This window comes from Parapedomonas caeni (assembly GCF_041060555.1).
Lineage (GTDB): Bacteria > Pseudomonadota > Alphaproteobacteria > Sphingomonadales > Sphingomonadaceae > CAUJIW01.
Window position 1 is genome coordinate 1 of record NZ_JBEUDS010000033.1, and the last position, 24198, is coordinate 24198.

The 24198-nt window shown below is 67.5% G+C and carries 21 protein-coding genes; 6 read left to right on the forward strand and 15 right to left on the reverse strand.

From position 1 onward, the window contains the following. A partial coding sequence (locus ABU113_RS15895; protein WP_454560458.1) for a DsbA family oxidoreductase occupies positions 1 to 430 on the forward strand: 430 nt, incomplete at its 5' end. 29 nt (positions 431 to 459) lie between these two features. Here ABU113_RS15895 and mfd read toward each other — a convergent pair. Next, positions 460 to 3945 carry a transcription-repair coupling factor gene (gene mfd, locus ABU113_RS15900; RefSeq protein WP_454560459.1) on the reverse strand — a complete coding sequence of 1162 codons (3486 nt, stop codon included), beginning with the start codon at positions 3943 to 3945 and terminating at the stop codon, positions 460 to 462. A gap of 10 nt (positions 3946 to 3955) precedes the next feature. After that, on the reverse strand, positions 3956 to 4225 hold the full coding sequence (locus tag ABU113_RS15905) for an FAD assembly factor SdhE (RefSeq protein ID WP_454560460.1): 270 nt from the start codon (positions 4223 to 4225) through the stop codon (positions 3956 to 3958). A gap of 76 nt (positions 4226 to 4301) precedes the next feature. Here ABU113_RS15905 and recG point away from each other — a divergent pair, with 76 nt between their 5' ends. Continuing rightward, positions 4302 to 6371 (forward strand): ATP-dependent DNA helicase RecG, encoded by a 2070-nt coding sequence (gene recG, locus ABU113_RS15910; protein ID WP_454560478.1) that lies wholly within the window; start codon positions 4302 to 4304, stop codon positions 6369 to 6371. A 36-nt stretch (positions 6372 to 6407) separates the two neighbouring features. On the opposite strand, the gene ABU113_RS15915 is transcribed toward recG, so the two are convergent. From ABU113_RS15915 to ABU113_RS15940, 6 genes are all read right to left on the reverse strand, one after another. Continuing rightward, a complete protein-coding gene (locus ABU113_RS15915) occupies positions 6408 to 7079 on the reverse strand; it encodes a DUF502 domain-containing protein (RefSeq protein ID WP_454560461.1) in 672 nt (223 codons plus the stop codon). Positions 7080 to 7084: 5 nt separating this feature from the next. After that, positions 7085 to 8239 carry an N-acetyltransferase gene (locus tag ABU113_RS15920; protein WP_454560462.1) on the reverse strand — a complete coding sequence of 385 codons (1155 nt, stop codon included), beginning with the start codon at positions 8237 to 8239 and terminating at the stop codon, positions 7085 to 7087. Continuing rightward, positions 8239 to 9024 (reverse strand): sterol desaturase family protein, encoded by a 786-nt coding sequence (locus ABU113_RS15925; RefSeq protein ID WP_454560463.1) that lies wholly within the window; start codon positions 9022 to 9024, stop codon positions 8239 to 8241. The genes ABU113_RS15920 and ABU113_RS15925 overlap by 1 nt, the downstream gene beginning before the upstream one ends. Positions 9025 to 9118: 94 nt before the next feature. Next, a complete protein-coding gene (locus ABU113_RS15930) occupies positions 9119 to 10672 on the reverse strand; it encodes a lipopolysaccharide biosynthesis protein (protein WP_454560464.1) in 1554 nt (517 codons plus the stop codon). Continuing rightward, positions 10669 to 11763, reverse strand: coding sequence for an LPS export ABC transporter permease LptG (lptG, locus tag ABU113_RS15935; protein WP_454560465.1), 1095 nt, complete (start codon positions 11761 to 11763; stop codon positions 10669 to 10671). Before lptG ends, ABU113_RS15930 begins: the two co-directional genes overlap by 4 nt. 10 nt (positions 11764 to 11773) lie before the next feature. After that, positions 11774 to 12979, reverse strand: a complete 1206-nt coding sequence (locus tag ABU113_RS15940; RefSeq protein WP_454560466.1) for an LptF/LptG family permease — start codon at positions 12977 to 12979, stop codon at positions 11774 to 11776. A gap of 96 nt (positions 12980 to 13075) precedes the next feature. Here ABU113_RS15940 and ABU113_RS15945 point away from each other — a divergent pair, with 96 nt between their 5' ends. From ABU113_RS15945 to ABU113_RS15955, 3 genes are read left to right on the forward strand one after another with little or no spacing between them, the layout of a single operon-like run. Then, positions 13076 to 13600 carry a DUF2141 domain-containing protein gene (locus tag ABU113_RS15945; protein ID WP_454560467.1) on the forward strand — a complete coding sequence of 175 codons (525 nt, stop codon included), beginning with the start codon at positions 13076 to 13078 and terminating at the stop codon, positions 13598 to 13600. 3 nt (positions 13601 to 13603) lie between these two features. Continuing rightward, on the forward strand, positions 13604 to 14572 hold the full coding sequence (locus tag ABU113_RS15950; protein WP_454560468.1) for a diacylglycerol/lipid kinase family protein: 969 nt from the start codon (positions 13604 to 13606) through the stop codon (positions 14570 to 14572). After that, complete coding sequence (locus ABU113_RS15955) at positions 14569 to 15498, forward strand: hypothetical protein (protein ID WP_454560469.1); 930 nt, start codon at positions 14569 to 14571, stop codon at positions 15496 to 15498. The genes ABU113_RS15950 and ABU113_RS15955 overlap by 4 nt, the downstream gene beginning before the upstream one ends. A gap of 21 nt (positions 15499 to 15519) precedes the next feature. Here ABU113_RS15955 and spt read toward each other — a convergent pair whose 3' ends face one another. From spt to ABU113_RS15975, 4 genes are all read right to left on the reverse strand, one after another. Next, the gene (gene spt / locus ABU113_RS15960; RefSeq protein ID WP_454560470.1) at positions 15520 to 16764 is read right to left on the reverse strand and encodes a serine palmitoyltransferase; all 1245 of its coding nucleotides are present in this window, start codon (positions 16762 to 16764) and stop codon (positions 15520 to 15522) included. 19 nt (positions 16765 to 16783) lie between these two features. Beyond that, complete coding sequence (locus tag ABU113_RS15965; RefSeq protein WP_454560471.1) at positions 16784 to 17032, reverse strand: acyl carrier protein; 249 nt, start codon at positions 17030 to 17032, stop codon at positions 16784 to 16786. A 114-nt stretch (positions 17033 to 17146) separates the two neighbouring features. Next, positions 17147 to 18103, reverse strand: a complete 957-nt coding sequence (locus ABU113_RS15970; RefSeq protein WP_454560472.1) for an NAD-dependent epimerase/dehydratase family protein — start codon at positions 18101 to 18103, stop codon at positions 17147 to 17149. A gap of 10 nt (positions 18104 to 18113) precedes the next feature. Beyond that, positions 18114 to 19883, reverse strand: coding sequence for a fatty acyl-AMP ligase (locus ABU113_RS15975; protein ID WP_454560473.1), 1770 nt, complete (start codon positions 19881 to 19883; stop codon positions 18114 to 18116). A 255-nt stretch (positions 19884 to 20138) separates the two neighbouring features. Here ABU113_RS15975 and ABU113_RS15980 point away from each other — a divergent pair, with 255 nt between their 5' ends. Further along, positions 20139 to 20657, forward strand: coding sequence for a regulatory protein RecX (locus ABU113_RS15980; RefSeq protein ID WP_454560474.1), 519 nt, complete (start codon positions 20139 to 20141; stop codon positions 20655 to 20657). Here ABU113_RS15980 and ABU113_RS15985 read toward each other — a convergent pair. From ABU113_RS15985 to ABU113_RS15995, 3 genes are read right to left on the reverse strand one after another with little or no spacing between them, the layout of a single operon-like run. Beyond that, positions 20632 to 22263: an NTP transferase domain-containing protein gene (locus ABU113_RS15985; RefSeq protein WP_454560475.1), complete on the reverse strand. Its 1632-nt coding sequence runs from the start codon at positions 22261 to 22263 to the stop codon at positions 20632 to 20634. The two genes, ABU113_RS15980 and ABU113_RS15985, sit on opposite strands and share 26 nt — an antisense overlap. Further along, entirely contained in the window at positions 22260 to 23222 is a 963-nt protein-coding gene (locus tag ABU113_RS15990; protein WP_454560476.1) for an XdhC family protein, read from the reverse strand. The genes ABU113_RS15985 and ABU113_RS15990 overlap by 4 nt, the downstream gene beginning before the upstream one ends. A 7-nt stretch (positions 23223 to 23229) precedes the next feature. Continuing rightward, positions 23230 to 23826, reverse strand: a complete 597-nt coding sequence (locus ABU113_RS15995; RefSeq protein ID WP_454560477.1) for a CoxG family protein — start codon at positions 23824 to 23826, stop codon at positions 23230 to 23232. Positions 23827 to 24198: the final 372 nt, after the last annotated feature.

Consider the following 24198-nt stretch of genomic DNA (forward strand, 5'->3'; position numbering starts at 1 on the left):
TGCAAACTCCACCATAACGATGAACCCGGTGGCCACCAGCGACGCCGCATTCCGGGGTGGGGCATGCCCCACCCCGGAATACACCATCGCCTACACCGGAAATTACACCACGAGCGCGGACGCTAACGAACGGCTGTTCGCCGCCTACTTCACCGAAGGCCGCGATGTCGGCAACGCCGAGACTCTGGCCGCGCTGGCCGGCGATGTCGGGCTGGACCCGACGCTGGTGGCCGCATTGCTGGCGGGGGAGGCCGACCGCGCGCTGATCCATGCGGAAGTGGAGGAGGCACACCGGCTCGGCGTCAATGGCGTGCCCACCTTCATCATTGACGGCAAATGGTCGGTGACCGGCGCCCAGCCACCGGAGATCTGGCAGCGCGTCTTCGACAAGCTGGTGGACGCCAAGTCGGGCGTCACCCCGGCCGCCTGAGGGCTTGCACCGGCCGCAGCCGTCGTTGTTCAGCCGTCCTGCTGGGTCGCCACCTTGGCCAGCCCCTTGGCCAGCGCCAGCGCACCCGTCAGGCGTTCCGGCACGCCGTCCCAGGCGCGCGCCACCACCAGCTTGTGGTCCGGCCGCAGCTTGGCGGTGCCCTTGAGCTTGCCGAGATAGCCCACCAGACCGAGCGGGTTGGCGAACTGGTCGTTGCGGAAACTGACAATGGCGCCGCGCGGGCCGGCATCCATCTTGGCAATGCCCGCAGCGCGGCAATGAATTTTGATTTCAACGACATGCAGGAGGTTTTTCAATTCCTCCGGCAGCTTGCCAAAGCGGTCGATCAGTTCGGCGGCCAGGGCATCGATCTCAGGTCGCGAGGCCAGCTCGCCGATACGCCGATACAGCCCCATGCGCAGGCCGAGGTCGGGGACATAATCCTCGGGGATGAGGATGGAGGCGCCGACCGTGATCTGCGGCGAATATTCCTCCTCCTCGGCCCGCACTCCGGCGGCGGCGGCGCGGGCGGCGAGGATCGCGTCCTCCAGCATCGACTGGTAGAGCTCGAACCCGATCTCGCGGATATGGCCGGATTGCTCGTCGCCCAGCAGGTTGCCGGCGCCGCGGATGTCGAGGTCGTGGCTGGCGAGCTGGAAGCCGGCGCCCAGGCCGTCGAGACTGGACAGCACGTGCAGGCGCTTCTCGGCCGCCGGGGTGATGGCGCTGCCGGCCTCGGTGGTCATGTAGGCATAGGCCCGGATCTTCGAACGGCCGACCCGGCCACGCAGCTGGTAGAGCTGGGCCAGGCCGAACATGTCGGCGCGGTGGATGATCAGCGTGTTGGCGCTGGGGATGTCGAGCCCGGACTCGACGATGGTGGTCGACAGCAGCACGTCATACTGGCGGTCATAGAAGGCGGTCATCCGCTCCTCGATGTCCGACGGCGCCATCTGGCCGTGGGCGGTGATGACCTTCACCTCCGGCACCTGCTCGCGCAGATAGGCCTCGATGTCGGCAAGGTCGGCGATGCGCGGCACCACCAGGAAGCTCTGGCCGCCGCGGTAATGCTCGCGCAGCAGCGCCTCGCGCACCACCACGTCGTCCCACGGCGCCACATAGGTGCGCACCGCCAGCCGGTCGACCGGCGGGGTGGCGATCAGCGACAGGTCGCGCAGGCCGGTCATCGCCATCTGCAGCGTGCGCGGGATCGGCGTGGCGGTGAGCGTCAGCACATGCACGTCGGCGCGCAGCTGCTTCAGGCGTTCCTTGTGGGTGACGCCGAAATGCTGCTCCTCATCGACGATCACCAGCCCCAGCCGCTTGAACGTCAGCCCCTTGGCGAGCAGCGCGTGGGTGCCGATGACGACATCGACGGTGCCGTCCGCCAGCCCCTGCTTGACCTGGTTGGCCTCTTTCGTGCCGACCAGCCGCGACAGCCGGCCAACCTGCAGCGGAAAGCCGGCGAAGCGGGCCGCGAAGGTGGCGGCGTGCTGGCGGGCGAGCAGGGTGGTGGGGCAGATTACCGCCACCTGATGGCCGGCCATGGCGGCGACGAAGGCCGCCCGCAGCGCCACCTCGGTCTTGCCGAAGCCAACGTCACCGCACACCAGCCGGTCCATCGGCTTGCCGGCCTCCAGATCGCCCAGCACATCGGCGACGGCGTTGGTCTGGTCCTCGGTCTCGACATAGGGGAAGCGCGAGCAGAATTCGGCATAGGCGCCGCTTTCCGGGGCGATCACCGGCGCCTCCTTGAGCGCGCGGGCGGCGGCCACCTTGAGCAGCTCGCCGGCGATCTCGCGGATACGCTCCTTGAGCCTGGCCTTGCGCGCCTGCCAGGCGACGCCGCCCAGCTTGTCGAGAATGACGCCCTCGCTCTCCGAGCCGTAGCGGGTGAGCACGTCGATGTTCTCGACCGGTACGTAGAGCTTGTCGTCGCCGGCGTAGGTCAGCGCCACGCAGTCATGCGGCGCGCCGCCGACCGCGATGGTCATCAGCCCCATGTAGCGGCCGATGCCGTGGTCGGCATGGACCACCAGGTCGCCGACGTTGAGCGCGTTCAGCTCCGACAGGAAGGCGTCGGCCTTGCGCGCCCGCCGCCGCTTGCGCACCAGCCGGTCGCCCAGCACGTCCTGCTCGGTGAGCACCGCCACGTCGGCGGTGGAGAAGCCGTGATCGAGGCCCAGCACCGCCACCGCGACGCCCTGTGCGCCAATGCCCAGTGCCTGCTGCCAGGTTTCCGCCTGCTCGACGCCGGCGAGCCCGTGGTCGACCAGCAGGCCGGCCAGCCGCTCGCTGGCGCCGGCGGAGTAGGTCGCCAGCACCACCCGCTTGCCGCTGGCGCGCAGGGTGTCGATGTGGCCCTTGACCAGATTATAGACCTCGGCCGGCTGGGTCTGGCGTTCGGGGGCGAAATCACGGGCCGGCGCCGCGCCAAGGTCGATCACCTGCGGCGCCGGCGGCACCGGGAAGGGCGTGGTGGTATGGGCGCGCACACCCGCCAGCGCCTCGCGCCACTGTGCTTCGCCAAGATAGAGCTGGCCGGGTTTGAGCGGATGATAGCTGCCCTTGTCGGCCTTCAGCGCGGCGCGGCGGGCATCGTAATAGTCGGCGATGGCCTCATAGCGCGCCGTGGTCACCGACTCGACATGGGCATCCAGCACCACCACGTCGCCGGCGTCGAGATAGTCGAACAGGGTGGCAAGCTTGTCCTCGAACAGCGGCAACCAGTGCTCCATGCCGGACAGCCGCCGCCGTTCGCTGACCGCGGCATACAGCGGATCGTGGCCGAACACCGCCCCGAAGGCGTCGACATAGCCCTGGCGGAAGCGCCGGACATTGTCGTCGTCGAGCAGCACCTCGGAGACCGGCAGCAGGGTGAAGCCGTCGACCTTTTCGACGGTGCGCTGGTCGGCGGGCTCGAAGCGGCGGATGGAATCGATCTCGTCGCCGAAGAAGTCGAGCCGCAGCGGCAACGGGCTGCCGGCGGGGAACACGTCGACGATGCCGCCGCGCACGGCAAACTCGCCCGGCTCGACCACGGTGTCGGCGCGGATGTAGCCGGCGCCGGCCAGCAGGGCGGTCAGCGCCTCGCGGTCGAGCGCCTCGCCGACCCGGATCTGGCGGACCAGCGCGCGGACCCGCTGGGGCGTGAGCATCCGCTGCAAGGCGGCGTGGACCGTCGTCACCAGCAGCTGCGGCGCATCGCGGCGGGGGCGCGCCAGATGGGCGAGCGCCACCAGCCGGTCGGAGACCACCCGGGTCGCGGGTGAGGCCCGGTCGTAGGGCAGGCAGTCCCAGGCCGGCAGCGACACCACGTCGAGATCGGGGGCGAAGTAGGGAGCCGTCTCGGCGATGACGGCGGCGGCGGCATCGTCGCGGGCGATGTACACCACCCGGCCACGCACGCCGGCGGCGCGCGCCAGATCCGCGAGGAACCACGGCAGGTAGCCCTCGATGGCGCCGGCCAGCGTCAGGCTGGCATCGGCCTCGATAATGGTCCGCGGGTCGAACAAGGTCAGGCCATCAGCGGGGAATCGGCAGGTAGTCGAGCTTGCGCATGGCGTCCATCAGCGGCCCTTCATAGACCGCCGGCGGCGCGCTGCGGCCGACGATCCAGCTCATGATCTCGACGTCATTCTCTTCCAGAAACGCCTCGAACCAGGCGACATCGGCCTCGCTCATCGTGTCCAGCGCCTTGTCGACGAAGCTGCCGATCATGATATCGGCCTCCTTGGTGCCGCGATGCCAGGCACGAAAGCGCAAACGACGCTTGCGGGGTTCCAGTTCCGCCATGACTCTCTTCATTCCTCGGGTGGAGCGGGCGCGCACCATAGGCTAACGTGCCGGCCGATTGAAGCTTCGAGTGACAATGCGGCCCGATATTCTCTTTCCCCTGTTCACACCGGTGACCGCGCTCAAGGGCGTCGGCGCGGCGCTGGAGAAGCAGTTGCACCGGCTCGGCCTCGACCGGGTGGTCGATCTGCTGTTCCATCTGCCCACCGGCGTCATCGAGCGGCCGCGCTGGGATGGCGTGGCGGAAGCCGGCATCGACGCCACCGGCACGCTGGCGGTGACGGTGCATGAGTATGCCCGCGGCGGTCCGCGCAGCCCGCTGCGGGTGGCCTGCGAGGACGCCCAGGGCGAACCGCTGACGCTGGTGTTCTTCTCCGACCCCGGCAACACCGTGGCCAAACGGCTGCCGGTGGGCAGTACGCGGCTGGTCTCCGGCAAACTGGAGCGCTTCGGCGCCGGCGTGCAGATCGTACATCCGGACTATGTGGTGAGTCCCGGCGAGGCCAGTCTGATCCCGGCGGTGGAGACCGTCTACCCGCTCACCGAAGGCGTCAGTAACCGGCGGATGCGCGGCCTGGTGCAGCTGGCGGTCGGCCGGGCGCCGACCCTGCCGGAGTGGATCGACACCGGCCTGCTGCACCGGCGTCACTGGCCGGTGTGGCGACAGGCGCTGGAGCTGGTGCACAGCGGCGAGGAGGCCCACGAGGGCCGTGCCCGGCTGGCGTATGACGAGCTGCTGGCCAACCAGCTGGCGCTGGCGCTGATCCGCGGGCGCACCCGCAAGCGCCGCACGGCACCCCTGACAAGCGACGGCGCATTGCTGGCGACCGTGCTGGCGGCGCTGCCGTTCCAGCCGACCGGCGCGCAGATGCGGGCGATCGCCGAGATCGACAACGATCTGGCCCAGAGCGAGCCGATGCTGCGGCTGCTGCAGGGCGATGTCGGGTCGGGCAAGACGCTGGTGGCCCTGGCGGCGATGCTGACGGCGGTCGAGGCCGGTACCCAGGCGGCGATGCTGGCGCCTACCGAACTGCTGGCCCGGCAGCACTTCGCCAGCCTGTCGGCGATGCTGGCGCCGACCTCGGTGCGCATCGCCCTGCTGACCGGCCGGGAGAAAGGCCGCGTGCGCGAGGCGATCCTTGAGGAGCTGGCGACCGGCGACATCGACATTCTGGTCGGCACCCACGCCATCTATCAGGAGAGCGTCGCCTATCGCGACCTGGCGCTGGTGGTGATCGACGAGCAGCATCGTTTCGGCGTGCATCAGCGGCTGATGCTGTCGGAGAAAGCCTCGCGGCCGGCCCACATGCTGGTGACCACGGCAACGCCGATCCCGCGCACGCTGACGCTGACCGTCTATGGCGAGATGGACATCTCCAAGCTCGACGAACGGCCACCGGGACGCCAGCCCATCGACACCCGCGTCGTTTCGCTCGACCGGCTGGAGGATGTCCATGACGGCCTCGGTCGCGCCATCGCCGCCGGTGCCCAGGCCTACTGGGTGTGTCCGCTGGTGGAGGAGTCGGAGAAGATCGACCTTGCCGCGGCGGAGGATCGTGCCGCCGATCTCAAGGCCCGCTTCGGCGAGGATGTGGTGGGGGTCGTCCATGGCCGCATGAAGGGGGCCGAGAAGGATGCCGTCATGGCCGCCTTTCAGGCCGGCACGCTGAAGGTGCTGGTGGCGACCACCGTCATCGAGGTCGGCGTCGATGTGCCCAACGCCTCGCTGATGATCATCGAGCAGGCGGAGCGTTTCGGCCTGGCCCAGCTGCACCAGCTGCGTGGCCGGGTCGGGCGCGGCAGCGCCAAGTCCACTTGCCTGCTGCTGCGCGCCCAGCATGTCGGTGAGACGGCGCGGGCGCGGCTGGCCATGCTGCGCGATACCGACGACGGCTTCCGCATCGCCGAGGAGGATTTGCGGCTGCGCGGCGCCGGCGAACTGCTGGGGGTGCGCCAGTCGGGCTTTCCCGACTTCAAGCTCGCCGATCCGGTGCTGCACGCCGACCTGCTGGAGATCGCCCGCGACGACGCCCGGCTGCTGGTGCAGCGCGACCCGGAACTGGCCAGTCCGCGCGGCCAGGCGGCCCGCGTGCTGCTCTATCTGATGGAGCGTGACGCGGCGGTGCCGTTGTTGCGCTCAGGCTGATCAGGCGGGCTGATCAGGCGGGCTGAGGCGACGCTTTCAGCTGGCGCGCTTGCCGGGTTTGGCCGCCGGCACCGGCTGGCCGGCGATGCCGGCGGACACGACAAGGCGCACCGCCTCGTCGACGTCCATCTTCAGCGGCTTCAGCTTGCTCCGCGGCTGAAACAGCAGGTAGCCGGCATAGAGGTTGGGCGCGGTGGGCAGATAGACGCTCACCACATCCTCGCCGCCAGCGGCCCGGGCGATGTCGGCCGGCGCGGGCGCCGTGACGAAGCCGATCACCCACAGGCCGGGGCTGGGATACTCCACCAGCACCACCTCGCGAAACGACATGCCGCCAGGGCCGATGACGGTCTCGAACACCTGCTTCACCGGCTTGTAGATGGCGCGGATCACCGGGGTGCGGTTGAGCAGGATCTCCCAGCCGGCCAGCAGCCAGCGGCCGATGACGTTGGCGGTGATGGCGCCCAGCAGGGTCAGGCCGACGACGACGATCAGCAGGCCGATGCCGGGCAGGGCTAGCTTGCGGATTTCCGGTGGCAGCAGCGGCGTCACCTGCTCGTCGATGGCGCCGACGATGGTGCTGACCAGATAGCCGGTGATCAGCACCGGGGCGGCCACGACAATGCCGGTGAGGAACCAGTTGCGCAGGTGCTGGCGCAAGGTGGTGCGGGGCTCGTCGGTCTCGGGCTGGTCTGCGGGCTGGCTCATGCCCGTCAGATAAGCGACTTTTCGTAAATCCGATAGGTCTTGTAGATATAGCAGCCGATCGCCTCGAGGATGTTGCGCATCGGCAGGTTGTCCTCGAGAATCCAGCTCAGCTCGCCCTGGTTGGCATAAACGCCCACCGTCGCCCGGCGGATGTGCTCGATCAGCATGAACACCATCATGGCGCCATGGCGGCTCGACTGCATGTTCCGGCGCAGGCCCATCAGCGGCACCCGCACCCGGCGCGTCACCGGATGACGCAGCCGCCACAGCAGCTTGGCCCAGCCGAACGGCAGCAACTTGCCGTCGAGATCGGCCTGCAGCTCGTTGACGTCCGGCAGGGTGATCATGAAGGCCACCGGCTCGCCGTCATATTCGCAGATGCGCACCAGCTCCGGCTTGACGATCGGCTTGAGCTTCTTGGCGGCGTAGGCGATTTCGTCCGGGGTGAGCGGAATATAGCCCCAGTTGTCCGACCAGGCGTCGTTGAGGATCTCCAGGATCAGCGTCACTTCCTGGGTGTAGCGCTTGGGGTCGGCCATGCGCATGCGGATGCGCGGGTTGTTGTCCCCCAGCTGCACGATCTTGCGGATGCGCTCGGGGAACTCCTTGGTGATGTCCAGCAGGTAGGCGTAGAGGTCCTTGGTCTTGGTGTAGCCGTTGCCTTCGATCTGCGCGCCGTAATAGGGCAGGTGGTGGCCCATCATCAGGCACGGCGGATCGGTGAAACCGTCCACCAGCAGGCCCGGCTCGTCCCAGATCGACAGGCTGAACGGCCCCATCGACGTCGTCATGCCGTTGTCGCGCAACCACTGCTCGGCGGCGGCGAACAGCAGCGGCGGCACGGCGGGATCGTCGATGCTCTCGAACATGCCCCACTGGCCAAGCCCCGGCGCCATGTGCTGCTGCACCAGCGTGTCGACCTGTGCCGAAATCCGCCCCACCGGCACGCCATCGCGCAGCGCCAGCCAGTAGGCGGCCTTGGCGTGGCCGAAATAGGGGTTGGAGCGGGTGTTGAGCAGCCCCTTGACCTCCGAAAGCAGCGGCGGCACCCACGCCGGATCGCGGGCGTAGAGCGTCCACGGCAGACGGATGAAGGTGTCGAGGTCGGCTGGCGAGCCGACCTGGCGGATTTCGAGGCGCGACGCGGCTGTCTGGGACATCAGGCGGCGTTGTTCAGATCGTCGTTGGCCGCCGCTTTGCGCTTGTCGCGCGGGGTGCCCATGTGGACCTGACCGCCGGACAGCTGCGCCACCCACGGGAAGCGCTGGGCCTGCACCGGCGTGTAGCCGAGGTTGAACACCGTCTCGCTCTTCACCGGCCGTTCGCCGCGTTCGTAGAAGGTGCCGAACAGCCGGTCCCAGAAGAAGTTGGTGATGCCGAAATTGCCATCCTCATCCTGGAAGTGATGCTCCATGTGCCGCTGCTTGATGATCTGCAGGTAGCGGTTCTTCGGCTTGTAACTGAGGTGCTGGATGCAGTGGCAGAACTCGTAGACGCAGGTCATCAGCAGACCGGCGCAGATAGCGGTGAGCGCGCCGCCCAGACCGTCGATCGCCCAGCCGATCGGGCCGGTGGCCAGCACGATGGTCGGCAGCGTGGTGTACAGCGCGCCGAACAGGATTTCGAGGTGATGCGGATCCTGGTGGTGATCGTAGTGGATGCGCTTCCACACCCAGGCGGTCAGCGGCGACTTGTACATCCACTGGCTGTGCAGCACGTAGCGGTGCAGCAGATACCAGATCAGCGGGTAGGCAAACACCGAGAAGCCGGCGGCGATGGCGGCTTTCCACCACGCCGTAACATTCTGGGTGGCGTAATAACCAGTCACGGCCGCCAGCACCAGATACGCCTGGATGGCGTAATACTGGAAGTACGCGACCACCAGTTGGCCCAGCGTCATCTTGTTCAGATAGTGCGTCTTGTTCCACATGCCGAGCTTCAGCATTGCGGGGACTCCTCGGTTACCATGGGACTAGCCTCTCGCGCATCACTATGGCGGATTTTTGGCCGCGCCATTGACCCAGGTCAGGGACGCTCGCTCACACTTTAAGTCGCAGCCAGCGGCCAAAGCGCCCCAGCGAGCCACGGTCGCCAGGCCCGAGACCGAAACGCAGGGAAATCCAGAAGGCGACAAAAAAGGTCGCGAAGGCGGCGAGGGCGCCGACGGGCGCGGATTTCATCTGACCCGCGGTATCGGCCGCGAAGATCAGCAACGTCGACCCCAGACCCACCAGCACGGTGCGCCCGAAGGGCGGGCGGAACGGGTGCAGACGGTGCGCCTGATAGAGCTGGATCAACGCCAGGATGGCGACCAGGTTGATCGAGATGGCGACACTTATCGCCATGCCCATGGCACCCAGTCGCGGCGTCAGCACCAGCGCCAGCGGGATCCAGCTCAGCACGCCAATGGCACTGTTCAACAACGTCAGCCGCCGCTTGCCGATGACCAGCAGGATGGCGCCGCCGGGGCCGACCAGTGCCTCAAGGCTGCGACCGATGGTGAGTACCACCAGCAGGCCGAAGGCGGCTCGGGCCTCCGGCGCGAACAGAAACAGGATTTCCTCGCCGACACAGATCAGACCAGCGGTAAGGGGCAGGATGCCCGCGGCGGCCAGCCGGGTGGCAAAGCCGTAAAGCGGCTGGATCGCCGCCGTGTCGACCGCTGCGCTCTGGGCCGAGGCGAGCGGCGCCATGACGTAGCCGAAGCTCAGCTTCACCATCTGCATGGTGCTGGCGACCTTGCGGGCAATGCCGTAGAGCGCCGAGGCCGTCGCGCCCTGGACGCCCGGCAGCATGATGTTGAGCAATACCGGCGGCAGGTCGGAATAGATGCGATTGAGCAGGTTCGCCGGCAATGCCGCGCTGCCCAGCCCGACCAGATCGGCCCAGGTCCGGCGCGGAATAGGCACGCGGATCATCCGGCGAAGGTCATAATAGCGCCCGAGCAGGCGCACCGACATGGCACAGATCAGCAGCAACGAGGCCAGATGGGCGGCCACCAGACCGAGGCTGCGCATGCCAATGGCGAAGCACAGCAGGGCGGCCGTCAACCGGCTGGCCTGTTCGTAGAACACCTTGAGCCGGATCTCCGGGCCGAAGGCACGGCGGGCCCGCAGGGCCGAGCCCGAGACCTCCAGAAACGTCCACAGCGGCAATGCCCAGCAGAACAGACCGATGGCCAGCGCGAGCGTCGGCTCGTCGCGTGGCGCCGCGTTCACCAGTCTGGCAAGATAGGGCGCCATGAAAGAACCCAGGATCGCCAGGGGTACGGTGGTGGCCTGGGTCAGCAGCAACGCGGCCTTGACGGCGATCAGCGCCTCGTCATCGCTGCGCGCCTGCGGCACGACCCGTTGCAGCACCGTGGTCATGGCGAGGTCGCAGATATTGGCGAGGATATTCACCACCGACCACAGGACGGTGTAGACGCCGTAGGTCGCCACCGAGAACAGCCACGTGTAGGCGGGCTGACTGACAATCTCGATGATGGCGCCAAAGCGGGCGAGCAGGGCGGTGGCGGCGCTTTTCGCCACCTCGCCCTCGGTGACCGGCTGAGGACCGTCAAATGCCGCCTTGTCGGGAGTAGCGCCGCTCATTCCTCGGTCCGGAACAAGACGCTCTCACCGACACAGAAGAACAGCAGCGGCGCCGACCATGCGGCCATCAACGGGGGCACGGTGCCGAACTGACCCATCGCCATCATGAAATTGTCGGCGACGAAATAAGCGAATCCCAGCGCCATGCCGATGACGATGCGCACGAACAGCTTGCCCGACCGCACGACGCCAAAAGCGGCGATGGCCCCCAGGACAGGCATCAGCAGCGAGGACAGCGGCCCGGATATCTTGTGCTGGAGCGCGGCTTGCAGACTCTCGGTCGGATGCCCGCCAGCCTTCAGCTCGCGTATGGCCCGGGCCAGCCGGGGGTAGGAAACCCCGTTGGGGTCAACCGCCGCCGCCAGAAAGCGCTCGCTCTCCAGTTCGGTTCGCCATGGCATCGACGCCACGGTATCGCTCAACCGGCCATCGACGTCGTAGGTCCGCACGCCGTAGAGCGTCCACGACTTGCCGGCCAGCTCGGCGCGATCGGCCCTGATGATGCGGCGCAGATTGGGGTCGCTGCCGCGTTCGAAGATCTGCAGGCCTGGCAGAATCAGCCGCCCCCGATCGACCACTGCCCGGTCGGCGCGCACGATGGAGGCGCCATCAGTGACCCAGATGTCGCGCGTGCCGCTGTCCGCCGGCGGCAGGACGCGGGCGTATTCGGCGCGTTCCCAGGCACTGAGCCGGGCCGTCGAGGGCGCCACCACCGCTTCATTGAAAAAGAAGTGCGCGACCGAGATGGCCAAACCCGTCAGCAGCAGGGGCGCCAGCACCTGATGAGCGGAAATGGCGGCTGCCCGCATGATGACGACCTCGCTGTTCTGGTTCAGCGTCGCGAGGGTCACCAGTGTCGCCAACAGGACCGAGAAGGGCAGGAATTGTGACAGCAGTTGTGGCAGCCGCCAGCCCAGATAGCGCAGGATTTCAGGATAGCCGCTACCGTCGGGCGCCAGGATCTTGTCGGATTCGGAGAGCAGGTCGAGCGTCTGCAACACCATCACCAGACCGAAGATGAAGGCCAGCACGCGCACGGCGAACATCTGCGCGATGTAGCGGGTCAGGGTGGGGGATGGGAACATGCGCATCGGGCGTCACCTATCCTGCCGCCAGCCAGTCACGGCCGCGTTTGGGTATGAGCTTGAGCGCGATCTTCGCCATCCGGCCCCCCAGACGGATAAGGTAGCCGATCGGCGGATCACCAACCCGATGACCGACCAGGTAGAACAGCCAGAGGCTGCTGACCACGAACACCGAGAAGGTTCCCCACTGCAGCAGCGCGGCGTCGGCGACGCCATCGGCACCCAGACGCTCACAGAACTCGGAGACTTCGTTGTAGACCACCAGCGAGACCACACCGGCAAAGACACCCAGCGCCGACGACTGGCGCTTGGGCGGTATGGCCAGCGCCATGCCAAGGAAGGGGATGACGAACAATACCGCCACCTGGATCATCCGGCGGTGGAAATTCGACCACGCCTGCGACCGCGCGGCCGCGTCCTGGCCGGTGTCTTGGCGCAGCGCCAGCAACTCCGGCATCGTCAGTTCAAGCTCCCGGCCTCCGCGTGCGCGAAATATCTCCATGCGCGGCAGATCGACGGGCAGGTCATGCTGCTCGAACCGAAGCAGGCGCGGCTGCTCCTGTTTTGGCGACTGGTGAACCAGTATGCCGTTGTACAGCCGGAACAGGATCACATCCGGATCGTCGGTGGCCAGAAAGGTGCCGCGATCGGCGGAGACCGCCAGCGTGGCGCCGTCCTCGCTGGTGGCATGGGCGAAGATGCCCATCAGGTCGCGGCCGCTGTTCTGCGATTGTTCGATCCGCAGGGTCAGTCGCTTGCCCAGGTGCGCGAACTCGCCGACCTTGATGCTGGCACCCAGCGCACCCGAGCGCAGTTCGAAGCGCAGCCCTTCATAGGCATAGCGGCTGTACGGCTGGATGAAGCCGACGATCCACAAGGTGATCAGCGCCAGCCCCACCGAATAGAGCAGCGGCACCCGCAGCAGACGCAGGTGCGAGATGCCGGCCGATGCGATGGCATCGAACTCACTGCTGGTCGCCAGCTTGCGGAAGGTCAGCACGATGCCCAGCATCAGCCCGATGGGGATGCCCAGACTGAGGTACTGCGGGATCAGGTTGCCCAGCATCTGCCAGACGACTGTCACCGGGCCGCCTTCATTCATGACAAAATCAAACAACTTCAGCATCTTGTCCAGCAACAGCAGCATTGCGGAGACAAGCAGGGTCGCGACCAGCGGCGTGAAGATGAGGCGGGCGATATAACGGTCGATTTGATTAATCATCGCGGTGTTGTCGCCGGTTGGTCAAACTTTGGCCGCGAACGACCCCCACACAGACTGAAGTGGGCTGGGTATAGCCCGGCTGTGGAACAAGGTCACATGAAAAATCGAGCCCTCCGGTCATGGTGTCTCGGCCTGTCGCTCCCGGCGCTGGCCATGCCCGGCGCCGCCGTGGCGACACCAGTACTGGGCGAACACGCCGCGGCGTGCGCGACGGGTACTCAGGCGCCAGCCGCGCTGGTGACGGTGACCGGTTTCAAGGACCGCAAGGGCAAGGTCCGCATCCAGGTCTACAGTGACCATCCCGACGAGTTTCTGGCGAAGGGGCACAAGCTCATGCGGGTCGACGTGCCGACGACGCCGGCCGGCGACATGACCATCTGCGTGCCGCTGCCGGGCAAACTGCCGCGCTACTCGCTGGTCGTGCTGCACGACCGCGACAATGACGGCCGCATGGACGGCACGTCCGACGGTTTCGCCTTCTCCAACAATCCCAAGCTGGGCTGGTCCAAGCCTCACGTCGATCGGGTGGCGTTCAACGCCCCGCAGGGTGTGGCCAGCATGCGCATCACCCTCAATTATCTTCAGGGCCTCAGCATCCGGCCCATCAAGTCCGCGGAGTAAACGATGTCGCTTGTCGCGCTGCTGTCCAACCCCCTGTCCACCGGCAACAAGGATCTGCTGCCCAAGGTCCGGGACTATGTGGCCTCGCATGGCAACATCTTTCATGTCGAACTGCATGACGTCGGCGAGATTCCCGCCGCCTTGCAGATGATCGCCCGGGCCAAGCCGGCGGTGCTGGTCATCAATGGTGGCGACGGCACCGTGCAGGCGACGCTGACCGAACTCTATTACGGCCGGCCGTTTGGCGACAATCCGCCGCCGGTCGCGGTGCTGCCCAACGGCAAGACCAACCTGATCGCCAATGACCTGGGCGCCAACGGCGACCCGTTCAAGGCGATGGATCGCATTCTTGATATCGCACGCGGCGATGTCGACCGCCATGTCGTCACCAGGCCGCTGATCGCGTTGTCGGACGGACGCCGCAACAAGCCGGTACTGGGCATGTTCCTGGGCGCCGCCGGCCTGCTCAACGCCCTGATGTTCTGCCGCAACAAGATCTACCCGCTGGGCCTGCCCAACGCGGTATCGCATGTGCTGGCGACCATTGCCGTGCTGTTCGGCATGGTGATCGGGGGGCAGTCTCGCCTGTCGCCGTTCCGGGCCGAACCGATGCGGATCACCGTACGTGGCGCCGGCGCCATCGAAGGCCGTTTCTTCGTGCTGCTGGTCACCACCCTTGAGCGGTTGTTGCTGGGCGTCCGCTCCAGCGCGTCGCCGGGGGCAGGCGCGCTCAGCATGACCTGTATCGAGCCCCGCCGCCGTTCCATCTGGCGCGCCGCGATCGCCCTGCTGACCGGGCGCTTCAACGAGTTGTCGGCGCCGGGCGTGCACCTGCGACGCGGTGACGAGATCCGCATTGAGGGCCGTCAGCCGGCAGTGCTGATGGACGGCGAGATATTCCAGGCTGCCCCGGGGCGGCCGATCCTGCTGACGCCGACCGCGCCCCAGTCCTTCCTGTCGTTGGCGATGTGAGCGCCGAACTGCGGACCCTCGTCGCCGAGACCCTCGCCGGCGAGGCATCACCCGTCGTGCGTACCTTCGCCGCCCGGCTCGCTGCCCGCTATGGCGAGGCCGCCCGGGGGGTGTTGTTCTACGGCTCGTCGCTGCGTACTGGCGACCTCACCGGCACACTGCTGGACTTCTACCTGCTGGTCGACGACTACACCCACGCCTATGGCGGGCGCTGGCTGGCGGTGGCCAACCGGCTGCTGCCGCCCAACGTGTTTTATGCCGAGGAAGAGATCGACGGCGTCCGCTATCGCGCCAAATACGCCGTGCTGACGCTGCGGCAGTTTCATGCGCTGGCCGGTCGCGGAACATTCAACGTCTCGATCTGGGCCCGCTTTGCTCAGCCGTCGCTACTGGTATGGCACGCACCAGCGCAAGAGACGCCGGTGGCCGCGGCCGTGGCGCTGGCGCCGGAGACGTTGCTGACGGCGGCCTTGCCGCTGCTACCGGCCGCCACCGACTGCCGGGGGTTGTGGACGGCGGCCTTCGCGCTCACCTACGGCTCCGAACTGCGGGCCGAACGGCGTGGCAAGGGGCTGGAGCTTTATGATCTGGCGCCGGATTATTACCGGGCGATCACCGAACCGGCATTGCGCGCGGCCGGTGTCCGGTACAGCCGCGAGGGCGAGCGCCTGCGCCTGCATCACCGGGGTTCGCGACTGCTCGGCCGGCTGCTGTGGAGCCTGCGCAGCCTGCAGGGCAAGCTGCTGTCGGCGCTGCGACTGATCAAGGCTTCGGCCACCTTCGATGGCGGCATCGATTATCTGGCCTGGAAGATCACCCGGCACGCCGGCGTACCGGTCGAGATCAAGCCCTGGCATCGCCGCCACCCGATCATCGGCGGGCTGGTGCTGTTCTGGCAGCTCCGCCGGCGCGGCGCGGTGCGCTGATCCTGACGCAGTCGCGGGCGATCAGGCCGCCGCGCCCGCCGTCAGTGGCACCCCGGGGAAGTCACCGAACAACGGATAGCCGGCCACGTCGGCGGCTGCCTTGAAGCGCTCGATGATGCTGGTCACCTGGTCGGCTCGGTGCTCGGCGCACAGCGACATGCGGATCAGGTAGAGGCCGTGCGGCGTCGCCGGCGGGCGCGCCATGTTGACGTAGACGCCGGCCGCCAGCAGGGCCGCCCACAGCTTCACCGTGGTCTCCTGGTCCGGACAGATGACGGCGATGATCGCCGATTCCGCCTGCTCGGTGCCCAGCTTGAAGCCGATCTCCTTCAGGCCCGTGTGCAGCATCCGGCTGTTCTGCCACAGATGGGCGCGCCGGTCGGCCGAGGCGGCGATGATCTCGATCGCCGTGCGTGCGGTGGCGACCACCGACGGCGGCAGGGAGGCGGTGAACACGTAAGGGCGGCAGACCACGCGCAGGATATCGAACTTGGGGTGGTTCGAGACCACGTAGCCGCCGATGGTCCCCACCGACTTGGAGAAGGTGCCGACCACGAAGTCCACCTGGTCCTCGACCCCGGCGGCTTCCAGCACGCCCCGGCCGCGTTCGCCGAAGAAGCCCATGGCGTGGGCCTCGTCGTCGAGGATGGTGGCGTCATGCGCCTTGGCGACCTCGACCAGTTCCTTCATCCGGGCGATGTCACCCAGCATCGAATAGACGCCCTCCAGCACCACGAGCTTGCCGGCCTCCTTCGGCAGGCGACGCAGGCGCTTGTCGAGGTCTTCAGGTGAGTTGTGCTTGAAACGCACCACGTCGGCGTTACCCAGCATGCAGCCGTCGTAGATCGAGGCATGACTGTCGGCGTCGATGACGATGTAGTCACCCTTGCCGACCAGCGTCGAACACATGCCGAGATTGGCCTGATAACCGGTGGAGAACACCATGGCATGTTTGGTGCCGTAGAAGTCGGCCAGCGTCTGCTCCAGCGCCCGATGGCCGGCGTAGGTGCCGTTGAGCACCCGGCTGCCGGTGGTGCCGGAACCAAACTGGGCGAGCGCCTGCTGGCCGGCGGCGATGACGTCCGGGTGGAAGGTCAGGCCCATATAGTTGTAGGTGCCCACCAGAATGGTCGGCTTGCCGTTGATGATCGCCTCGGTCGGCGAGATCACCTTGTCCATCACCACCTTGAACGGGTCGGGCAGGCCGGTGGCGTTGAGCGCGGCGCGCTCGGCGATCAGACCGTCGAATTTGGCAAGCAGGTCCATGGGCCGGATGTCCTTGATCTCAACGGTCTTTCAGGATCTTCGCGACGGCGTCGGCCACCTGGCCAACGGTCTCCAGATCAGGCAGCATGTTCAGCGGCAGGGTGATGTCGAACTCGTCCTCGATGTTGGCGACGAGATCCATCACGGTCAGCGAGTCAAACTCCAGATCCTGCGCGAACGAGGTGTCGGCGGCCAGCGCCACGCCCTTCTTGTTGAAGGGGCCGATCAGCCCGATCAGGGTTTCGAGAATTTCCGCGTTGGACGCCATGGGCCACACCTTGAAAAGCTGATTTCACCATTGCTTGGGGTTGAGCATCGCTCGCACGACAATATGGTGAAAGCGGGGCAGCAACGGGGCCGGGTCGCACGGCATTCGCGAGGCCTACAGCCAGCCATGCGCCTTGTACCAGGCCGCCGTCGCGGCGAGCCCTGTCGGCGCGTCGATCGCCGGCTGCCAGCCGGTGGCGGTGGTCAGGCGGTCGTCGCTGCTGGTCCAGTCGGGATGCAGCAGCTCGCGTACCTTGCCCGGCGTCACCATGGGGACGACGCCAAACAGCGGCGCCGCCCAGGCGTTGGCACGCCCCGCCAGCCGCAGCGCCGCGCGCGGTACCGTCACCGGTAACGCCCGTTTGCCCAGAGCCGCACCGATCAGCGCATAAAGCTCGGCCAGCGCATAGCCGGCCGGCCGGCCATCATGGACCTCCAGCGTCACACCCGGCAGCGCTGGTGATTCCAGACAGGCCACCAGCGCCGCCGCCAGGTCATCGACATGGATCAGCGACGTACGGGTCGGGCCGCCGGGCAGGGGAGCAAGCCCGCGCGCCGTCGAACGGAACAGACTCAGCGTCTCCTTGTCGCCGGGGCCGTAGACAGCAGGCGGGCGCAGGACGGTCCAGTCGAGCCCCTGCGCCTTGGCGGCGACCAGGGCTTCGGCTTCGGCCTTGCTCCAGCTGTAATCGGAAAGGTCGGGTTCACGTGCCGCGAGCGACGAGACATGCACCAGCCGGCGGACTCCGGCGGCGCGGGCTGTCGTCACAACGCGCCGGGTGCCGTCGATGTTGGCGCTGGCGAAGGCGTTGCGGTCGCGCCCCTTGATGGCACCGGCGATGTGCAGGCAGGCATCGGCGCCGCGCATCAGCTCGGCGAGGCTGTCGGCATTGTCGAGATCACCGGGCACCCAGAGCAGACCGGACCGGCCGTCGCGAGGACGGCGGGTGAGCGCACGCACCTGCCAGCCGGCGGCAATCAGAGCGCCCACGGCGGGGCCGCCGACAAAGCCCGTAGCGCCGGTGACGGCGACGGTGCGCGGCGGTACCGTGCGCAACAGGGTCGCGCTCAAGGGGTCGCGCTCAAGCAGCGACGTTGATGGGGACAATCTCGCCGGAAAGATACAGCGAGCGCGCCTTGGAGCGGCTGAGCTTGCCGGAGGAGGTTCGCGGCAGGCTACGCGGCGGCACCAGTTCGATGACGCAGTTCATGCCGGTGATCTGGCGGACCTTGGCGCGGATTTCCTCACGCAGCTTGATACGCTCTTCCTCGTCCGACACCCGGCACTGCACCAGCACCGCCGGCTTCTCCTCGCCATTGGCCTCGGTGACCGCGAAGGCGGCGATGTCACCGCTCTTGAAGCCGGGCAGCTGCTCCACCGCCCACTCGATGTCCTGCGGCCAGTGGTTCTTGCCGTTGATGATGATCATGTCCTTGGCGCGGCCGACGATATAGATGTAGCCATCCACCATGTAACCCATGTCGCCGGTATCCAGCCAGCCGTCGGCGCCGAGGCAGGCGGCGGTGGCTTCCGGATCGCCATAGTAGCCGATCATGACGCTCGGCCCCTGGACGAACACCTTGCCAATCGAGCGGTCGGGCAGCAGCTGGCCATCCTCGTTGCGGATCTCGATCCGGTGTTCCGGCAGCGGCTTGCCGCAGTTGACGATCGCGCGATAGCGCACCGGCTGCTTGTTGGAGCGCACCGAGGTGACGTGATCGACCTCGCCGGCCAGCCGGCGCTCATCCACCAGGTCGGTGATGATGCCTTCGCCCAGGGGCATGAAGCTGATCGCCACCACCGCCTCGGCCATGCCGTAGCTCGGACAGAAGGCGCGGGCATCGAACCCGGCCGGCGCGAAGGCGTCGACGAACGCCTGCATGACGTCGGGACGGATCATGTCGCCGCCGTTGCCGGCCAGCCGCCAGCGCGACAGGTCGAACTTCTCGGCGACATCGGACGGCGCCCGGCGCGCGGTGATGTCATAACCGAATGTCGGGCTGTAGGAGATCGACGTTCCCTTATGGTCCGAAATCAGTTTCAGCCAGGTCAGCGGCCGTCGGACGAACTCGTCGGTCGGGATGAGGTCGGTGGACACCTGGTTGGCGAGCGTCGCCAGATAGCAGCCGACCAGCCCCATGTCGTGGTAGAACGGCAGCCAGGATACGCACCGGTCACCATCGCGCACCTGGGCGCCGTGTTTGCCCTGGCCCAGGCAGTTGGCCATCAGCGCGCGGTGAGTGACCGAAACGCCGTGCGGGAAGCGGGTGCTGCCCGAGGAATATTGCAGGTAGGCAATGTCGTCCGGCCCGGCCTCGGGCAGCGGCGCGTCGCTGGCCGGCAGGGCGTCGAACTCTTCCCAGCTGCCGATGAAACGTGTCGCCATTCCCTCGGCGGCCTCGCGGATGAATTCCAGCAGGCCGGCCGGCGTCAGGATCACCGTGGCGCCGCAGCTCTGCAACTGGTTGCGGATCTGCTGCACATAGCCCTCACGACCGCCGAACGAGGTCGGCAGCGGCAGCGGCACCGGCAGGGCGGTGGCATAGGCCGTGGCGGCAAAGGCGCACATGAACGGGCTCGACGTCTCGGCGATCAGCGCCACCCGATCGCCAGGCATCACGCCCAGCGCCATCAGACGGCGGGCGCCGGCGACACCGGCGGCCCGCAGATCGGCGAAGCTCAGTACCTCCCGCAACTCGCCGCGCGCGCTGTAGACATTGAAGCCCCGCTTGCCCCGGGCGGCATAATCCAGCGCGGCCTGGAAGGTCGGAAAGTCTCCAAGGCGACGCGGCAGGTCATCATCCGTCGGCGTTGGGTGAAGTCCGCCGGATGGCGGCTGAACCGCACCCATGGCCGGCGACTGTGCGTGCGACGGGGCCTTCATGGCTTCCGTATCGAGCTGTTGCGACACTGCATTCAGCAACGCGGCGCTCCCGTTTCTCAACTGACTCTACTCGCTGACCGCCCCATATGTCACGGGACCGTCATCCAAGCCCGTCATCTGCCCCCGAGTAACGTTCAAATTCCGGCCCGACTGTGGCAGGATCAAGGCGACAGTCCATTTGACCAGCGACAGGCCCGACACCCGGCAATGACCAGGACTCCCTTGAATGACGCAGGGTTACGCGATCTGGCACTCGCCTATGTCGCGCGTTATGCCACAACCCGCAAGCGTCTGACGATGTATCTTGGCCGCAAAGTGCGGGAACGCGGCGTGATTGATGGCGCGCATGGCCCGTCGATGATTGCGGCCGCCGTCGCCACCGTGGAGGCGCTGGGCGGCGTTGATGACGCCGCCTTCGCCGCCAGCCGTCAGCGCGGGCTGGAACGGCGCGGTTACGGCCGTCAGCGTATCGCAGGCGCCCTGCGTTCGGCTGGTATCGACGCTGAACTGGGGCAGGCAGTGGCGGCGACGACCGATGATGTGCAGGCCGCCATCCAGTTTTTGCGTCGCAGACGGCTGGGGCCGTTCGGCAGCGGCGAACCTCTGGCGCCGGATGCGCGCCGCAAGGCCCTGGCGGCAATGGCCCGCGCCGGTCATCCGCCGGCGGTGGCGCTGCGCCTGCTCAAGCTGGGGTCGCCGGAAGAGCTGGAACAGTTCATGGCGCAGACTGACGCACCCTGAGAGCGGCAAGATCATCCGGTGTGTCCACATCGTCGACGATCTCGCGCCGGCCGATCTCCACCATCGCCACATGCGGCGCAAGCAGCTCCAGCAGATCGCGCGCACCCGCATCACCCTCAAGCAACTTCAAGCGGGCGAAGTGCGGGCGCCCCCACAGAACCGGGTTGCCGCGCCGGCCTTGCAGGGTCGGCACCACGATGTCCCGCCCGGCGGCCGGGTCAAACGCCGCCGCCAGCGCCCGCAGGCTTTCCACACTGACTTCCGGCATGTCGCCAAGGCAGATGAAAACCGCGTCATAACGATCTGAAACAGCTTGGATTCCGGCGCGGACCGAGCTGCTCATGCCGGTCGCATAGGCCGGGTTGTCAACCACGTCGACATCAAGCCCCGCCAGAGCCGCGCGCACGGCCTCGGCCTCATGACCGACCACCACCACCGGCCGCTGCCCGAGCGCGGCGCGAACCGTGGCGCACACCCGCCGGATCATCGGCTGCCCGCCCAGATCGGCCAACAGCTTGTTGAGCTCGCCCATCCGGCGCGACTGGCCGGCGGCCAGCACCACCGCGCCTATGCCATCGGCATCGCCAGCCATGTCCACCGTGCTGCCGCGGGGCTCGGGCCGCTCGGCGACGTCATCGATCAGCCCACCCACACCCATCGCGGCGATATCGGCGCCCGTTACGGACAGGCCGGTCGCCAGCCGCGACAGCACCCAGTCCGCGCCGTTGAGTTTTGGCGAGCGCGCACACCCTGGCAGGCCGACCACCGGCCGCCCCGCCAGCACACCAAGACAGAGCAGATTCCCGGGGTCGACAGGCATGCCCAGCCGCTCGATCCTGCCTCCAGCCGCCACGATGGCGGCAGGAATGACGTCACGGCGATCGGCCGTCGCGGTGGCGCCCAGTATCAGGATCATGTCGTCCGGTGCCGCCACGGCCGTCACGCGGCGCAGTTCACCGGTCAGCGCGGCGCTGTCGTGAGCGATTGGCGGACAGGCCGACAGCGTCCACCCCAGCGCGTCCATGCGCGCCCGCGTCACCCGTTCGGCCTTGGCGAACAACGACTCCTTCTGGGCCGGCAACGCGGTCTGGATGAAATGCGCGACACCCGGCCGGAATGGACGCAGGCCGATGGCGGCCTGGTCGGGCAGGCAGGCCGCCAGCCGGGCGAATACGTCCCCGGCGACGGCAAACGGGATGATCTTGACCGTGGCCAGCAGGGCGCCCGCGCGCACCGGCATGAACGGCGGCACGGTCGCCACGGTCATCGCCTCGTCCAGCAGGTTGATCCGCCCGATCGCCGTTACATCCAGCTCGGCCACGCCGTCCACCGTCGCGTGGATGTTGCAGCGCCCGTGGATGGCCTTGGCCGGCCGCGCACCGGGGCCGGACAGCAGGGCCGCCAGTCGGGCGGCGGCGACATCCTCGGCCACGTCGCCGGGGTCGGGAAGGGCAACCACCAGCGTGGCGACGCCGGAGTCGCGCAGCCATGCCCGGGTGGGGGCGTCGATCACCGTTCCCTTGGGCAGGCGCCGCCCGGCCACGGTGATGCCATGGGCCAGAATGGCACCCACGGCTTCCGCCACGTCGACAGTACCAAACCTCATGCCACCGGCGCCTGGCGTCGTGCCGCCGTCATCTGCGCGGCGATTGAAACCGCAATCTCGGCCGGCGAGCGGGCCCCGATGGCCAGCCCGGCCGGACCGTGGATGCGCGCCAGTTCGATGTCGCTGAAGCCCCTGGCGCGCAGGCGCTCCAGGCGCGCCGCATGGGTTTCGCGCGATCCCAGCGCCGCGATGTAATAAGCTTGGGAGCGCAGGGCCCGGATCAGCGCCGGATCATCCAGTTTGGGGTCGTGAGTCAGCGTGACAACCGCCGACAGCCGGTCGGGACACCAGGCATCCAGCGCCTCGTCGGGCCATTCGACCGACAGCGCGACGTCGGGAAAGCGATCGCGGGTCGCGAATGCTCCACGAGGGTCGATCACCAGGGGTTCATGACCGAGCTGGCGCACGATCGGCAGCAGCGCCTGGGCGATGTGCACGGCCCCGATGATCGCCAGCCGGCGCGCCGGGGCGTAGACGGCGTGGAATCCGGTCTCCGTACCCGGCCCGACACTGGATCGACCGCTGTGGAGGTCGGTCGTTACCGCGACCGCGTGCCGCCGGGTGCCGGCGACCACCAGTTCATCCAGCAGGGATGGAGGAAAACCCGCGTCGTCGAGCGGCTGGATGAACAGCGCGATCCTGCCGCCGCAGGCCAGCCCGGCCTCCCAGGCCCGTGCATCGCTGACGCCGAAGTCCAGCCGTCGGCAGCACCGTTCCCGGATGGCCGCCTGCGCATTGGCGATCACCTCGCCTTCGACGCAGCCGCCGCTGACAGAGCCTTCGAAGGCGCCGTCGTCGCGGACAATCATGTGCGCGCCCACCGGGCGCGGCGCCGATCCCCAGGTTTGAATCACCGTTACCAGCGCCACGTCATGGCCAGCGGCCAGCCAGGCACGGGCCTGGACGAACAGGGGCGCCGCATCGGCCAGGGCGACCTCGGCTAGAGCGACCTCGGCCATCGCCGACTCAGGCCAGCAGCCAGAGCAGCAGCAGACCCAGCGCGACCAGCGCGCCACCCCACAACCACGGCGAGAGGCCTGACGCCGAGGCGTCAGCCGCCCCGGTCGACGGCGTGTCGGTCGCTGCCTGTGTCATATCCGCGCCGGCCTCCGGCGCCCCGCCGGGCGCCTCGATCTCGCTGCGCAGCCGCTCGAAGAAGCTCTGGGCATAGGCCTGAGCGGTGGCGTCGATCAGGCGGGCGCCAAGCTGCGCGAGCTTGCCGCCGACCGTGACATCGACGGTGTAGCGCATCAGCGTCCCGCCCTCGGCGTCGGTCAGCGAAACATCGGCCGCGCCCTTGGCAAAGCCGGCGACGCCACCCTTGCCTTCGCCGCTCAGACGATAGCGTTCGCCCTCCACCACGTCGGATATGGTGACCTCGCCCTTGAAGGCCGCCCGTACCGGCCCGACCTTTGCCTGCACCACGCCCGCCAGCCGGCCGTCCTCCAGCCGCTCCAGCCGTTCGCAGCCTTCGATGCAGCGGGCCAGCACGTCCGGGTCATTCAATGCCGCCCAGACATCCGCCCGAGAGGAAAAAATTATCTGTTCACCGTGAAGTTGCATGTATAATTCTCGATCTCGCCAACGTCCGTCATTATAGTCTGATCGCTTGCGAGGGAAACAGCAATGCACCCCTCGTCTAATTCGAATTAGGCTATTTTCAATGGGTTAGGCTGCCCCGGCCGGCTCGACGCAAGACAGGGCGGGCGGTACGCCGGCCCAAGGGAAGGGGCATCACGACGCCACATCCCGACGGATTGCGACACCGGCGGGCCGACAACGGAATTGCGTTGCCAACCGGGGATAAAGGTCGCGTCCGTCAAGGTGGTGTAATTTCGGCTGTGGCCGTGGGCCATCGTCAGGCGGCTTTGGCGGTGATGTGTAGGGGCTGATTTTCCTCCTCGATCATGGGTTGGTTGAGTTCGGCCATGCCTT

Coding starts and splice junctions, on each gene's coding strand:
- ABU113_RS15905 (WP_454560460.1), bottom strand. CDS start 4,225: ATGGCGGAACTGGAACCCCGCAAGCGTCGTTTGCGCTTTCGTGCCTGG.
- recG (WP_454560478.1), top strand. CDS start 4,302: ATGCGGCCCGATATTCTCTTTCCCCTGTTCACACCGGTGACCGCGCTC.
- ABU113_RS15915 (WP_454560461.1), bottom strand. CDS start 7,079: ATGAGCCAGCCCGCAGACCAGCCCGAGACCGACGAGCCCCGCACCACC.
- ABU113_RS15920 (WP_454560462.1), bottom strand. CDS start 8,239: ATGTCCCAGACAGCCGCGTCGCGCCTCGAAATCCGCCAGGTCGGCTCG.
- ABU113_RS15925 (WP_454560463.1), bottom strand. CDS start 9,024: ATGCTGAAGCTCGGCATGTGGAACAAGACGCACTATCTGAACAAGATG.
- ABU113_RS15930 (WP_454560464.1), bottom strand. CDS start 10,672: ATGAGCGGCGCTACTCCCGACAAGGCGGCATTTGACGGTCCTCAGCCG.
- lptG (WP_454560465.1), bottom strand. CDS start 11,763: ATGCGCATGTTCCCATCCCCCACCCTGACCCGCTACATCGCGCAGATG.
- ABU113_RS15940 (WP_454560466.1), bottom strand. CDS start 12,979: ATGATTAATCAAATCGACCGTTATATCGCCCGCCTCATCTTCACGCCG.
- ABU113_RS15945 (WP_454560467.1), top strand. CDS start 13,076: ATGAAAAATCGAGCCCTCCGGTCATGGTGTCTCGGCCTGTCGCTCCCG.
- ABU113_RS15950 (WP_454560468.1), top strand. CDS start 13,604: ATGTCGCTTGTCGCGCTGCTGTCCAACCCCCTGTCCACCGGCAACAAG.
- spt (WP_454560470.1), bottom strand. CDS start 16,764: ATGGACCTGCTTGCCAAATTCGACGGTCTGATCGCCGAGCGCGCCGCG.
- ABU113_RS15965 (WP_454560471.1), bottom strand. CDS start 17,032: ATGGCGTCCAACGCGGAAATTCTCGAAACCCTGATCGGGCTGATCGGC.
- ABU113_RS15975 (WP_454560473.1), bottom strand. CDS start 19,883: ATGGGTGCGGTTCAGCCGCCATCCGGCGGACTTCACCCAACGCCGACG.
- ABU113_RS15985 (WP_454560475.1), bottom strand. CDS start 22,263: ATGAGGTTTGGTACTGTCGACGTGGCGGAAGCCGTGGGTGCCATTCTG.
- ABU113_RS15990 (WP_454560476.1), bottom strand. CDS start 23,222: ATGGCCGAGGTCGCTCTAGCCGAGGTCGCCCTGGCCGATGCGGCGCCC.
- ABU113_RS15995 (WP_454560477.1), bottom strand. CDS start 23,826: ATGCAACTTCACGGTGAACAGATAATTTTTTCCTCTCGGGCGGATGTC.